The sequence below is a fragment of the Kutzneria sp. 744 genome, from assembly GCF_000568255.1.
Taxonomy (GTDB): Bacteria; Actinomycetota; Actinomycetes; order Mycobacteriales; family Pseudonocardiaceae; genus Kutzneria.
Genome location: NZ_KK037166.1, coordinates 7,450,486 through 7,463,865 on the forward strand (window position 1 = coordinate 7,450,486; position 13,380 = coordinate 7,463,865).

Here is a 13,380-nt window from a genome sequence, read left to right on the forward strand (position 1 = left end):
TCAACGAGGCCAAGGTCCGGCGGGCCCGGTCCGGCGAGCGGATCAACCGGCTGCGCCAGGCCGTGCGGTCGGCCGAGGCCGAGGTGGAGCGCATCGGCGGCCAGCGGATCAAGCTGGAGCAGGCCCGCGAGGACGCCGTCGGCAAGCTCGCTGAGCTGGAGGAGCGGCTCGCCGCCGTGCAGGAAGAGGCGGTCGAGGAGGAGCCCGACACCGCCGAGCGCGACGAGGCCGCCAACCAGCTCAACCAGGCCCGGCAGGCCGAGATGGACGCACGGCTGTCGCTGCGCACCGCCGAGGAGCGGGCGCGCGCGTTGCAGGGCAAGGCCGAGCAGCTGCGTCGAGCCGCCCGCGCCGAGCGCGAGGCCCGCGAACGCGCCGAGCGGGCCCGGGCCGCTCGCGTGCGTGGCGCCGTCGTGGCCAACGCCGTGGTCGCCGGTGGTGAGACCGCGCTTCAGCGCATCGCCTCGTCACTGCACCGCGCCGCCACCGACCGTGACGCCGCGCAGGCCCGCCGCGCCGACCGCGAGGCCGCGCTGGGCACCTTCCGCAGTCGTCTCCGTGAACTCACGACCGAGCTGGAGAAGCTGACCGACGCCGTCCACCGCGACGAGGTCGTGCGGGCCGAGCAGCGGCTGCGGCTGGAGCAGCTGGAGACCCGGATCGCCGAGGAGTTCGGCATCGGCCTCGACGACCTGGTCGCCGAGTACGGGCCCGACGCCATGGTGCCGCCCACGCCGACCGAGCTGGCCGAGTACGAGGCGGCCAAGGAGCAGGGCGAGGCCGTCACCGCGCCGCAGCCCATGCCGTACAACCGTGACGTGCAGGCCCGGCGGGCCAAGCGGGCCGAGCGGGACCTGGCCCAGCTGGGCAAGGTCAACCCGCTGGCCCTGGAGGAGTTCGCCGCGCTGGAGGAGCGCTACAAGTTCCTGTCCACCCAGCTGGAGGACCTCAAGGCCACCCGGCGCGACCTGCTGACCGTGGTCAAGGAGGTCGACGACAAGATCCTCGAGGTCTTCACCGAGGCCTACTGGGACGTCGCCCGTGAGTTCGAGATCGTCTTCAAGGTCCTGTTCCCGGGCGGCGACGGCAAGCTCGTGCTCACCGAGCCCGACGACATGCTGACCACCGGCATCGAGCTGGAGGCCCGCCCGCCCGGCAAGAAGGTCAAGCGCCTGTCCCTCCTCTCGGGCGGCGAGAAGTCCCTGGCCGCCGTCGCCATGCTGGTCGCCATCTTCCGCGCCCGCCCCTCGCCCTTCTACGTCATGGACGAGGTCGAGGCCGCGCTCGACGACACCAACCTGCGCCGCCTGATCTCCCTGTTCGAGCAGCTGCGGGAGAAGTCCCAGCTGCTGATCATCACCCACCAGAAGCCCACCATGGAGATCGCCGACGCCCTCTACGGCGTCTCCATGCGCGGCGACGGCATCAGCGCCGTGATCTCCCAGCGCCTGCGCAGCGGCAAGGTCGAGAAGGCCGTCGACAAGCCCGCGCCGACAGTGGAGGAACCGGAGACCCCGGCCGTCGAGGCCGCCCCGGTGATCGAGGACGCGCCGGCAGGCGAAGACCTGTCGGTGGTCGAGGAAACGCCGGTGGTCGAGCCCTCCCCGGCAGTCGAGGACTCCCTGCTGATCGAGGACGCGCCAGCCGCCGAAGACTCCCAGGTGATCGAAGGCTCACCGGCGGGGGAAGACCTGTCGGCAGCCGAAGACCTGTCAGAGGTCGAGGGCGCGCCGGTAGTCGAGGGCGCGCCGGAACTCGTCGAGGATGTTCCGGTCGATGCCGGCGAGCCCACTGTGGACGACTCGGCCGATGTGACCGAGCCCGAACCCACTTCCTGAACACGAGCCGCCCCGAATTAGCCCGGCCCCGCCCCGAAACATGGCCCACCCTGTCCCTGGGGGACCATCCCCGGACCATTCTACCAGCGGAGATCGGTAGTTGATCTTGATGCGGGTGGGGCTGTGGACAACCGGTGGCGGCTGTCAGACCTGGGGACAACCGGGGGCATCGCCGATCGATCTCCGTGCTGGCAAGGGAATTTGCTGAGCTGCGTGGCCGAAAAACCACCCGACAAAGGGATGTTTCGGGCGGGTGGCAAAAGTGGGGCAACCTCGGGTGCCTCAGGGGCGTGACCGGACCAATACCATCGGGACCCGAGGAGGGTCGATGAGCGGCGAGGGCATGCGGTTCCGCCTGCTGGGCCCGGTCGAGCTGGTTCGCGACGGCGGCGAGCCGGTGGCGGTCCGGGCGGGCAAGCACCGGATCGTGCTGGCGACCCTGTTGCTGCACACCGGTCGCACGGTCGGCGCGCAGGAGCTGATCGACAACCTGTGGGACGAGGACCCGCCGGACGGGGCCCGGACCACGTTGCGCGCCTACGTGATGCGGCTGCGGCAGGCGATCGGCGTGCCGGACCTGATCACCACGGTGACCGACGGCTACCGGGTGGACGTGCCGGCGGACGACGTGGACGCGGGACGCTTCGACCGGTTGCTGGCCGAGGCCAGGACGGCGAAGCCGGCGCGGGCGATCGACCTGCTGACGGAGGCGCTCGGCCTGTGGCGCGGCCCGGCGCTGGCCGACGTGCCGAGCACGAACCTGCGTCAGAACGAGGCGTCGGCGCTGGACGAGCGCCGGTTGCAGGCGGCGGAACTGCGCACCGAGGCGCAGCTCCGGCTGGGCCGACACCCGGACCTGATCACGGAGCTGCGCGCGCTGACCACGGCCAACCCGCTGCGGGAGCGGTTCTGGGCCCAGCTGATGCTGGCGCTGTACCGCTCCGACCGGCAGGCCGAGGCGCTGACGATCTACCACCATGTGCGACGGCTGCTGGCCGACGAGCTGGGCGTGGAGCCGTCGGCGGAGCTGCGCGACCTGCACCAGTCGATCCTCACGAGCGACCCGAAGCTGGCCCCGCCGACGTCCGCCCCGAGCATCAGCGCGCAGGCGCCGGTGTTCCGGATGCCGGCTCGCGGCGGCGAGTTCGTCGGCCGTGAGACGGAACTGGCCCGGGTCAAGGCATTGCTGGCGCCGACGGAGCTGGATCTCGCGGTGCCGGTGGTGACGCTGTCGGGCCCGGCTGGCGTCGGCAAGACCGCGTTGGCCGTGCGTGCGGCCGCGGACCTGCGGGAGAGATTCCCGGACGGCCAGCTGTTCGTGCATCTGCGGGGGCAGGCGCCCGCGCATCCGCTCGTGCCGGCCGAGGTGCTTCCGCGGCTGCTGCGCGCGCTGTGCGTTGCGCCGAAACAGATTCCGGCCGACGAAGACGAGCAGATCTCGCTGTACCGCTCGCAGCTGGCCGGCAAGAGGGTGTTGTTGGTGCTGGACAACGCGGTCACGCCGGATCAGGTGCGCCCGCTGCTGCCCGGGGAACCGGGCTGCGCTGTCCTGATCACCAGTCGGAACGCGCTGCGCGGCCTGATCGTGTTGCAGGGCGCGAGCCCGGTGAGCCTGGATGTGTTGGCGGCCAAAGACTCCCGCGCGCTGCTGGCCGTGCTGCTCGGCGAGCGGGCGGTGCGGGCCGAGCCCGAGGCGGCGGCTGAGCTGGCCACGCTGTGCGCGCATCTGCCGGAGGCGCTGCGCATCGCCGCCGGAACGATCACCAACAGCATCGCCGACCATGTGCGACGGCTGCGCAAGGGCGGCCTGATCACCGCGCTGGATGTCGAGCAGGACGAGGAAGCGGCCGTCCACGCGACCTTCGACCTCGCCTACGAGTCGCTGCCGCCGTCGGCCAGACAGATGCTGCGGCTGCTCGGATCCACGCCCGTCCTGGAGTTCGGGGTGATGGCGGCCGCGGCGCTCGCGAACGTCAGCTCGGACGAGGCGGAGGTCCTGCTGGGCGGCCTCGACCGGGCCCACCTGATCGACCAGCACCAGCCCGGCCGCTACCACCTGGACGATCTGGTCCGCCGCTACGCGGGCCAGCACGCCACACCCCAGGAGCGCGAGCCGGCGCTGACCCGGCTGCGGGACAGCTATCTGCACTCCGCGGCAGCGGCTGTCGAGGTGTTGGGCCTCGCGCCGCCGTTCGACATCGGGCTGCCGGCGCCCGCCGGCGGCACGCCGGTGTGCCGGACGTCCAATCGGGACCTGGCGGCCAACTGGCTCGGCGACGAACGGGCCACCCTCGTGGCCCTGGTCCGCGACGCCGCGGACGCGGGGTTGCCGATGGGCTGGCGGCTGGCCGTGGTGCTCAGCCGGTTCCTGATCACCGGCCGGCATTCGGTCGACGCCGTGGCCACGGCCCAGGCCGCCCGCCGACTGGCCGCACAGCTCGGCGACGTCTTCGGTGAGGCCGCCGCGAACTACTGCCTGGCCACGGCCCACGCCGACCTCGGTCAGACCCGGCCGGCCCTGGACCACCTGGAGCAGGCCGTCGAGTTGTTCCGGGAGACGGGATCCACCGCGGGCGAGGCGGCGGCGCTGAGCGCGTTGGCCGCGACCCACGCGGAGTTAGGGGTCACGGAGCGGGCCGCGCCGAACGCGACCGACGCGCTGTCGCTGGCCCGTGCGGCCGGGGCGACCGAGACGGAGGCCAAGACCCTGTCCCGGCTCGGCTACATCTACTTCGACCTCGGCCACTTCGACGAGTCGGTGGCGTTCCTGGAGCAGGCGCTGGACTGCTACCGGCAGATCGGCTCGCGGCCGGGCGAGGCCCTGGTGCGCAACAACATGGCCAACTCCTACCGGGAGCTCGGCCGCTACGCCGACGCCACCACGCAGATGACCGAGTCGCTGCGGATCCGCCGGGAACTGGGCGGCGAGGACGAATTCGACGTTCTGGACACGTGCGCCGGGGTGCACCTGGACATGGGCCGACACGAGCTCGCCCGGCGCGAGGCCGAGGAGTCGCACGAGCTCGCGGTCCGGGTCGGCGCTCGTGGGGCAACTGTGAACGCGCTGAACACGTTGGGCGCGCTCGACCGAGCCGAGGGCCGACCGGAATCGGCACTGCGGCGGCACAGCGAGGCGTTGCAGCTCAGCCGGGGCATCGGGTTCGGCAACGGCGAGCTTCGGTCACAACTCGGCCTGGCCTGGACCAAGCTGGCGCTGGGTGAGCCGCCCTCGGCCCTCGCGCACGCCCGGCAGGCGCTGGACATCGGCGACGCGGCGACCATGCGGTGCGCCGAGGCGGCGACACTGCACGTGATCGCCGAGATTCAGTTGGCGTCGGGTGAGTCGGGCCCGGCCGTCGATCGCGCCGAGGCCGCGGTGGCGCTGGCCGCACGGACGGGCCAGCGCCTCGTCGAGGGAAGGGCGCTGCTCACGGCTGGTCGGGGGCACCGGGCGCGGGGTGCGACCGCGGCGGCCAGGCGGGCGTGGGAACGGGCGGCACAGGTGCTGGGCGCACTCGGGGTGCCCGAGGCGGGGGAGGCCGTCGACCTGCTTCACGGTGACGGAGCGTGAGACGAACGGGGCCATGTCCGTCGGACGGGGACGGGCGCCGGACCGCCGTCTGCGCGAGAATAAGGAGCTCAGCCTTCGCGAGTCGCCATGTCGGTCGCCTCCTCCGGGTACGCGGGACGCACGGCCGACTACGCTGACGGCAGACACGTCGGGTGGTTGTCGATGCGGAGCGGTCGAACTAGAGGGGGTGTCGAGTTCCATTATGGCACTTCTCGGTATCGCCTTGCGCACAAGTATCGCACGTTTCCGTGACATGAGCGCCGCGGTGCCGAACTGGGATGTGTGGAAGCAGGCGACCGGCTGGCTCGCATTCGCACTCGTCTGCGAGTTCGCGGCGGTGGCCCTGCCGATAACCGACGCGGTGCGGTTTCCGCAGCACGGAATGGATTTGTGCTGGCTGGGCGTGCTGCTGGTGCTCGGCATCGGGCAGGCCGAGCTGTCGGCCCGGATCGAGCGGATGCGCCGCTGGATGTCGGGCGAGACGCACATCAACATGACCTCGGTCTGGTACCTGGCCGGCGCGGTGCTGCTGACCCCGGCCATGGTCTCCCTGCTGGCCGCGCTTCTGTATCTCCACCTGTGGATCCGGGTGTGGCGGCACGTGCGGGCCCGCCCGCCGCACCGGGTCGCGGTCAGCACGGCGTGGGCCCTGCTGTCCTGTTTGGCCGCCTCTTCGGTGCTGCGAGTGACCGGTCTCGGCTCGCTGGACGAGGGCGTGCCGGGCGCGTGGCGGGCCGCGGCGATCGTGCTGACAGCCGCTCTGGTGTTCGAATTGGTCAATGCTTGCTTGGCCGCGACCGGAATTTTCCTGTACGGCCGGAAACGGTCGAGACAAGCGTTGTTCGGCACCTGGAGCGACAACGCGCTCGAAACGGTAACGCTGTGTCTCGGTGGTCTTGCGGCGCTGGCTTTGGTCTACCAACCGGTGCTCGTGCTCCTCGTGCTGCCGCCGTTGTTGATGTTGCACAGAAGTGTCCTGGTGAAGCAGTTGGAAGTCGCGGCGAGCACCGACGACAAAACGGGATTGCTTAATGCACTTGCATGGCATGATTCCGCACAACGCGAATACTCCAGGGCGATACGCGAGAATAGAACCTTCGGCGTACTGATGGTCGACCTGGACTACTTCAAACGGGTCAACGACACCTACGGCCACGTGGCCGGCGACGTGGTGCTGAAGGCCGTCGCCGACACCCTGCGCGGGCAGGTCCGCGACTACGACGTGGTCGGCCGGTTCGGCGGCGAGGAGTTCGCCGTGCTGCTGCCCGGCTCCGCCGAGACGGGCGCGCTGACCGCCGGCGAGCGGATCCGGGGCGCGATCGCCGCGATGATCGTCGCCGTGCCGCTGGACGGCACGCAGGCCGAGGTCGACGGCCTGACGGTGTCGATCGGCTGCGCCGTGCACCCGACCGCCGGCGACACCCTGGAGAAGCTTCTGCTGGCCGCGGACACCGCCCTGTACCGGGCGAAAAGTGCTGGCCGAAACCGCGTCGTGAGCAGTACACAGGCTGTGTGAGGGCCTACTACACGGCGGCCACGCTGGCCCGCCTCGGTGACGAGATGGTCGGCCCGGCCCTCGCGGTGTACCTGCTGACCCGCGGCGTCGACACGGCGCTGACCGGCATCACGCTCGCCGCCTACGCCCTGCCGTCCATGCTCACCGGCCCACTGCTCGGGTCCTGGTTGGACGGCACGCGCTACCGCCGGGCCGCCTTGGCCGTCAACCAGTGCGCCCTGGCCGTGGCGATGATCGGCATCGTCGTCACGCCGGGGTGGGCCGCGCCGCCGCTGGCCGCGCTGGCCGGCCTGGCGCTGCCGATGACCAGCGCCGGCTTCTCCGCGATGGTGCCCGGCCTGGCCGGCCCGAAGCGGCTGACCAGGGCCAACTCCATGGACGCCCTGTCCTTCAGCGCCGCCGCGCTGGCCGGCCCGGCCGCCGCCGGCCTGTGCGCCAAGCTGATCACGCCGGCCGGCTCGGTGCTGGCCATCGCCGCCGCCGCGCTGGGCAGCGTCGCCGCGCTGGTGTTCATCGCGCCGGTCCCGCCCAGCCCTCACGGGCGTCAACCTGTGCTCACGGGTCTCCGGCACATGATCCGCACGCCGAGGCTGCGGGCCGTCACGCTGGCCACCACCCTCGGCTGGGGCTCGATGGGCCTGCTGATCGTGGCCCTGACCGAGCGCACCGACCAGTTGGGCGTCGGCGAGGACTCGGCCGGCTTTGTGCTCACGGCATTGGAAATAGGCTGTGTCGTCACGAACGTCGCGTTGATCCGCTTCCAGGACCGCTGGGGGACCGTGCTCATCTCGCTGGCGGCCTACGGCGTCGCGCTGGCCAGCTGGTCCCTGGCCGGCTCGTTCCCCGTCCTGCTGGCGCTGGCCGTAGTCGCAGGCCTCGCCCTGGGTCCGCAGTTCTCGGCCCTGCTGGCCGCGCGCCAGCGGTACAGCCCGCCCGGCCTGCTCAGCCAGGTCGGCGCGACCGGCGCCAGCCTCAAGATCGGCGCCTACGCCCTCGGCGCGGCACTGGTCGGTCCGTTGCGGACGGTCCTCAGCCCGGCCGGCGTCATCGCCGTCGTCGGCCTCATGCAGGTGGTGTCGGCGTTGCTGGGCTGGGCGGTCAGCCGACAGTCTCGGCGACAGCCGGAGCCCGATGCCGTAGCGACAGCAGACCGCCGACGATCAGCGTGATGATCACGCCGGTCAGCGTGTACCAGGGGAAGGCCAGCCCCACCGACTTGCCGCCGACGGTGAACTTCAACGACACGATGACCGCCATCGCCGCCACCGTCACCAGGAAGGCCGTCACCGCGTCGGCCTGAGTGGCCCGCTTGACCAGCAACCCCAACGCGAACGAGCCCAGCAACGCGCCGTAGGTGTAGCCGGTGATGCCGAGGCCGAGCTCGATCACCGGGCCCTTGGTGCTGGAGAACATCGACGCGAACACCACGAAAACCGCCGCCCACACCAGCGTCCAGATCCGCCCGTGCCGCAGCGCCGAGTCCTCGGGCAGCGGCTGCTTGCGGAACCGCTCATACAGGTCGGTGACCGTCGAGGTGGACAGGGCGTTCAGCGCGGAGGCCAGAGCGCCCATGGTGGACGCCAGGATGCCGGCGATCAGCAGCCCGGCCACGCCGACCGGCAGGTCCTCGACGATGAACTTGGAGAAGAAGCCGTCGGTGTTGGTCAGCCCCAGCGAGGCCGGCGCCGCCCCGTGGTACAGCACCCACAGGCCGGCCCCGACCAGCAGGAACAGTCCGAACTGGACGAACACGATGATGCCGCTGCCGATCAGCGCCTTCTGGCCGTCACGCAGGCTGCGGGTGGCCAGAAGTCGTTGCACGATCAGCTGATCCGTGCCGTGCGAGGCCATCGCGAACACCGCGCCGCCGACGATCGCCGTCACGAACGCGTACTGGCTGAACAGCGGATTGGACGTGAAGTCGAAGAACTGCAAGCGGTTTCCGGCCGCGGCCACCGACAACCAGTCGCTGGGCAGCCTCGACGCCAGCACGCCGACCGCCACCAGCGCGCCGCCGAGGTAGAGCGCGAGCTGTACCACGTCCACCCACACCACCGACCGCACGCCGCCGACGTAGGTGTAGATCACGGTGAGCACGGTCAGCCCCAGCACGATGTGCCAGTACGCCGTGTGAATCCCGTAGCTGGCCAGGATCGCCTGGATCGGGATCGCGCCGGCGAACAGCCGCACGCCCTCGGCCAGCAGCCGCGTCACGACGAAGGCCAGTGAGGCCACGCCCTGCGCGGCGGTGCCGAAGCGCTGGCCGAGGAAGGCGTACGCGGTGACGAGATTTCCCTTGAAGTAGCGGGGAAGCAGGATGATCGACACCAGGATCCGGCCGACGATGTAGCCCAGCGCCAGCTGGAGGTACGTGAAACCGGTGCCCCACACCAGACCCGGCGTGCTGATCACCGTCAGCGTCGAGGTTTCCGTTGCCACCACGGACAGGCAGACCGCCCACCACGGCAGGTTCCGGCCGCCGAGGAAGTAGTCCGCGCCGGTGCGCTGCCTTCCCCGCAGCAGCAGCCGATGACTGGCATGGCCGAGCAGGTACAGCGCGATGATGACCAGGGTCAGCCCGGATGCATCGGGCACCTCCACAACGCGCAGCTTGGACACGGGGAACCTCGGGGCGGTGGCGGCGGGCGCAGCGGCCCGCGGCCGGGCGTCACGGAACCGAGCAGGCGGCCGTTTGGCCGGCACGCCCTGCCAGGTCAGGAAGCCGAGCAGGGCCGTCAGATAGCCCTCCTTGGCGTCGCTGGGCAGGCCGAAGTCGTCGCTGACGCACAGCTCCGCCGGCTCCAGGTGGCGTCGGAGGGCCCGCATGAGCGTCGGATTGCGCACGCCGCCGCCGGAGGCCACGACCACGTCCGCGCCGTGCTTGCGGCAGGCGTCGGCCACCGTGATGGCGGTCAGCTCGACCAGCGTGGCCATCACGTCTTTGACGACCCGGTACTCGGTGCCGTCGAGATAGCCGACGTGGAACAGCTCCTTGCCGGTCGACTTCGGCGCCGGCCGCGCGTAGTACGGCTCCCGCAGCAGGAGGTCGAGCAGATCCCGCTGCACGGTCCCGTCGGCGGCCAGCTCGCCGTCCTCGTCCTGGTGGAGGCCGACCCGGCGGGCGACGAGGTCCAGCAGGGCGTTGCCGGGCCCGGTGTCGTAGGCGATGGGCCCGTGGCTTGGCGCGAGGAAAGAGGTGCCGGGCGTGACGACGGTGATGTTGGCGATGCCGCCGATGTTGAGTGCGACCCAGGTCCGGTCGTCACGGCCGCCGAGCCACAGCGCGTCGAGGATCGCCGCCAGCGGCGCGCCGTGACCGCCGCGGGCGACGTCACGGGCCCGGATGTCGGCGACCGTCGGCAGGCCGGTGGCCTCGGCGATCCATGCCGGCTGGCCGAGCTGGAGCGTGCCCTCGCAGCGGTCGCCCTCGACCCAGTGGTAGATGGTCTGGCCGAGCGAGGCGACAAGCTCCAGGTCGGGGCGCCGCGCAAGCGCTTGCGCGGCGGCGTCGGCAAACGCTTGCCCGACCCAGGTGTCGAGCTGGCACAGCTTCGCCGCGGTGCAGTCACGCGGCGGCAGCGCGGCCAGCAGGTCGGCGTGCACGTGCGGGGGATAGGGGAAGGCGTCGGCGTGCAGCGGCGTCAGCTCAATGGTGTCGCCGGTCAGGCGCAGGTCGGCCACGGCGGCGTCGATGCCGTCCATGGACGTGCCGGAGATCAGGCCGAGCACCTTCATGCACGTTTCCTACCAAACCTGACGTCGATGCGTTAGATGTTGGCAAGGGCCCGAATGCGAGGATGGGAGCCGTGATTCCTACCAATCTCATCGTGATCGGCGCCGTCGTGCTGGCGGTCCTGCTCGTCGCCCTGGTGGTCGGGCTCGTGCTGGCCCGCCGTCGGCGCATCGACATGACGAGGAAGGAGGAGCTGGACAAGCCCAAGGCCGGCGGTTACCAGGCCGGCGGCGGGTTCAACCTATCGACCGGCGGCGGGACCGCCACGGCCGAGCCCGTGAAGCATCCCGTCGAGGAACGCACCGAGGTCGACGGCCAGCCCGGCGTCGGCGACGACGCCTCCGTGCCGCGCGATTCGGTGCGGCCCACCCTGGTCGACGTCGACCTGCCCGAGCCCGTCGAGCCTGTTGTCGAGGCGGTCCCCGAGCCTTCGGCGAAGCCGGAGCCTGAGCCCGAGCTCGACGAGATCGCGCCGACCGAGGGCCGCATGGAGCGGCTGCGCGGCCGGCTGGCCCGCTCCCAGACGATGTTCGGCAAGAGCCTGCTCGGCCTGCTCGGCGCCGGCGACCTCGACGAGGACTCCTGGGAGGAGATCGAGGACCAGCTGCTGATGGCCGACCTCGGCGCGGCCACCTCGGCCGAGATCGTCGCCTCGCTGCGCACCAAGATCGTGTCCCAGGGCGTGCGTGACGCCGCCCAGGCCCGGACGCTGCTGCGTGAGGTGCTGATCGAGGCGCTGCACCCCGACATGGAACGGGCCGTGCGGGCGCTGCCCAACGACGGCAAGCCGGCCGTGCTGCTGGTCGTCGGCGTCAACGGCACCGGCAAGACCACCACCACCGGCAAGCTGGCTCGCGTGCTTGTGGCCGACGGGCGGACCGTGCTGCTCGGGGCCGCCGACACCTTCCGTGCCGCCGCCGCCGAGCAGCTGGCCACCTGGGGTTCCCGTGTCGGGGCCGACATCGTGCGGGGCAGGGAAGGCGCCGACCCCGCCGCCGTCGCCTTCGACGCCGTCAAGCAGGGTGTGGACGCCAAGGTCGATGCCGTGCTCGTCGACACCGCCGGCCGCCTGCACACCAAGACCGGCCTGATGGACGAGCTCGGCAAGGTCAAGCGGGTCGTCGAGAAGCAGGCCCCGGTCGACGAGGTGCTGCTCGTGCTGGACGCCACCACCGGCCAGAACGGCCTGACCCAGGCCCGCGTGTTCGGCGAGGTCGTCGACGTCACCGGCGTCGTGCTGACCAAGCTCGACGGCACCGCCAAGGGCGGCATCGTCTTCCAGGTCCAGCGCGAACTCGGCGTCCCGGTCAAGCTGGTCGGCCTCGGCGAGGGCCCCGACGACCTGGCTCCCTTCGAACCCGCCGCCTTCGTCGACGCCCTCCTGGGCTGACTTTCGTCTCCCCGCGGCGAAACGTCCCATCATCATGAGGCTGTTGTGTTACAGCCCGTGGGCAGGTCTTGACACACCGTCGGGTGCGACGTTGGATTCGCGTCAAACCTGGGAAGGGGATTCCGTATAGCGGAATTGCCGAGCTGCTGCGGGGAGGCTCGATGCGACCACGCCACCTGCTGGGCGTGCTGCCGGTGCTGGGAATGCTCGGCGGCGCCTGGTTCGCCGACCGGACCGAGCCGTACGTGCTCGGCCTGCCGTTCATCCTGTTCTGGATGCTGGCCTGGGTCGTGCTGACCTCGGTGATCCTGGCCGTGATCTACAAGCTCGACCCGGCCAACCGGAGCGGCGAGTGACCGCGCTGCTGGTGGTCGCGGCCACCGTGCTGGTCGCGGTGGCGCTGGCGGTGCGGGCCCGCCGCGGCCGGGACATGGACCTGGAGCAGTGGAGCGTCGGCGGCCGGGGCTTCGGCTCGGTCTTCGTGTTCTTGCTGATGGCCGGCGAGATCTACACGACCTTCACCTTCCTCGGCGGCTCGGGCTGGGCCTACGGCAAGGGCGGCCCGGCCTTCTACATCCTCTGTTACGGCTCCATCGCCTTTGTCATGTCGTACTGGCTGCTGCCCACCCTGTGGCGCTACGGCAAGCGCAAGAACCTGCTGTCCCAGGCCGACTTCTTCACGGCCAAGTTCGACAGCCCGGGCCTGGGCGTGCTGGTGTCGCTGGTCGGCGTGGTGGCCCTGGTGCCGTACCTGGTGCTCCAGCTCAAGGGGCTGGGCATCATCGTCTCCGAGACCTCCGGCGGGCGGATCCCGTACGCGGTGTCGATCATCGTCGGGACCGTGGTGCTCGCGGCGTACGTGACGATCTCCGGCGTGCGCGGCTCGGCGTGGACGGCCGCGCTCAAGGACGTGCTGATCCTGGTGGTCGTCGTGTTCCTCGGCATCTACCTGCCGGTGCACTACTTCGGCGGCTTCGGCTCCATGTTCCACGCCATCGACGCCGCCAAGCCGGGCTTCCTCACGCTGCCCTCGAAGGGCATGAGCCCGACCTGGTTCGTGTCCACGGTGCTGCTGTCGGCCTTCGGCTTCTACATGTGGCCGCATTCGTTCGGCGCCGTATACACCGCCCGCGACGAGCGGGTGTTCCGGCGCAACGCGGTCGTGCTGCCGCTCTACCAGCTGATCCTGCTGTTCGTGTTCTTCGCCGGCTTCGCGGCCGTGCTGGTGGTGCCGGGTTTGAAGGGCAGCGACGGCGACCTGTCGCTGCTGCGCATCACCGCCAAGACCTTCGACCCGTGGTTCGTCGGTGTGGTCGGCGGCGCGGGCGTGCT

The 13,380-nt window shown here is 71.0% G+C and carries 8 protein-coding genes and 1 pseudogene; 7 read left to right on the forward strand and 2 right to left on the reverse strand.

Features of this window, described 5'->3' with window-relative positions:
• The 4 genes from KUTG_RS64220 to KUTG_RS34360 all read left to right on the forward strand — a co-directional run.
• Positions 1-1,838: AAA family ATPase (locus KUTG_RS64220; RefSeq protein WP_232241117.1), on the forward strand; the 1,838-nt coding region annotated here is incomplete at its 5' end.
• A gap of 328 nt (positions 1,839-2,166) precedes the next feature.
• The gene (locus tag KUTG_RS34350) at positions 2,167-5,409 is read left to right on the forward strand and encodes an AfsR/SARP family transcriptional regulator (RefSeq protein ID WP_052395725.1); all 3,243 of its coding nucleotides are present in this window, start codon (positions 2,167-2,169) and stop codon (positions 5,407-5,409) included.
• 13 nt (positions 5,410-5,422) lie between these two features.
• Complete coding sequence (locus KUTG_RS34355; protein ID WP_232241119.1) at positions 5,423-6,925, forward strand: GGDEF domain-containing protein; 1,503 nt, start codon at positions 5,423-5,425, stop codon at positions 6,923-6,925.
• Positions 6,922-8,094, forward strand: a complete 1,173-nt coding sequence (locus KUTG_RS34360) for an MFS transporter (protein WP_043722796.1) — start codon at positions 6,922-6,924, stop codon at positions 8,092-8,094. Before KUTG_RS34355 ends, KUTG_RS34360 begins: the two co-directional genes overlap by 4 nt.
• Here the strand turns inward: KUTG_RS34360 and KUTG_RS66520 are convergent.
• Both KUTG_RS66520 and KUTG_RS66525 read right to left on the reverse strand, forming a co-directional pair.
• Positions 8,024-9,520: a sodium:solute symporter gene (locus KUTG_RS66520; protein WP_052396746.1), complete on the reverse strand. Its 1,497-nt coding sequence runs from the start codon at positions 9,518-9,520 to the stop codon at positions 8,024-8,026. The two genes, KUTG_RS34360 and KUTG_RS66520, sit on opposite strands and share 71 nt — an antisense overlap.
• Before the next feature lie 144 nt (positions 9,521-9,664).
• Positions 9,665-10,660 (reverse strand): annotated as a pseudogene (locus tag KUTG_RS66525) (anhydro-N-acetylmuramic acid kinase); the annotation flags it as partial.
• Between the two features lie 62 nt (positions 10,661-10,722).
• On the opposite strand from KUTG_RS66525, the gene ftsY reads away from it, so the two are divergent.
• The 3 genes from ftsY to KUTG_RS34380 all read left to right on the forward strand — a co-directional run.
• On the forward strand, positions 10,723-12,048 hold the full coding sequence (gene ftsY / locus KUTG_RS34370; protein WP_052395726.1) for a signal recognition particle-docking protein FtsY: 1,326 nt from the start codon (positions 10,723-10,725) through the stop codon (positions 12,046-12,048).
• 161 nt (positions 12,049-12,209) lie between these two features.
• Entirely contained in the window at positions 12,210-12,404 is a 195-nt protein-coding gene (locus KUTG_RS34375) for a DUF3311 domain-containing protein (protein WP_043722798.1), read from the forward strand.
• The coding region (locus tag KUTG_RS34380) for a sodium:solute symporter family protein (protein ID WP_043731596.1) at positions 12,401-13,380 on the forward strand (980 nt) is incomplete at its 3' end. The genes KUTG_RS34375 and KUTG_RS34380, both read left to right, overlap by 4 nt.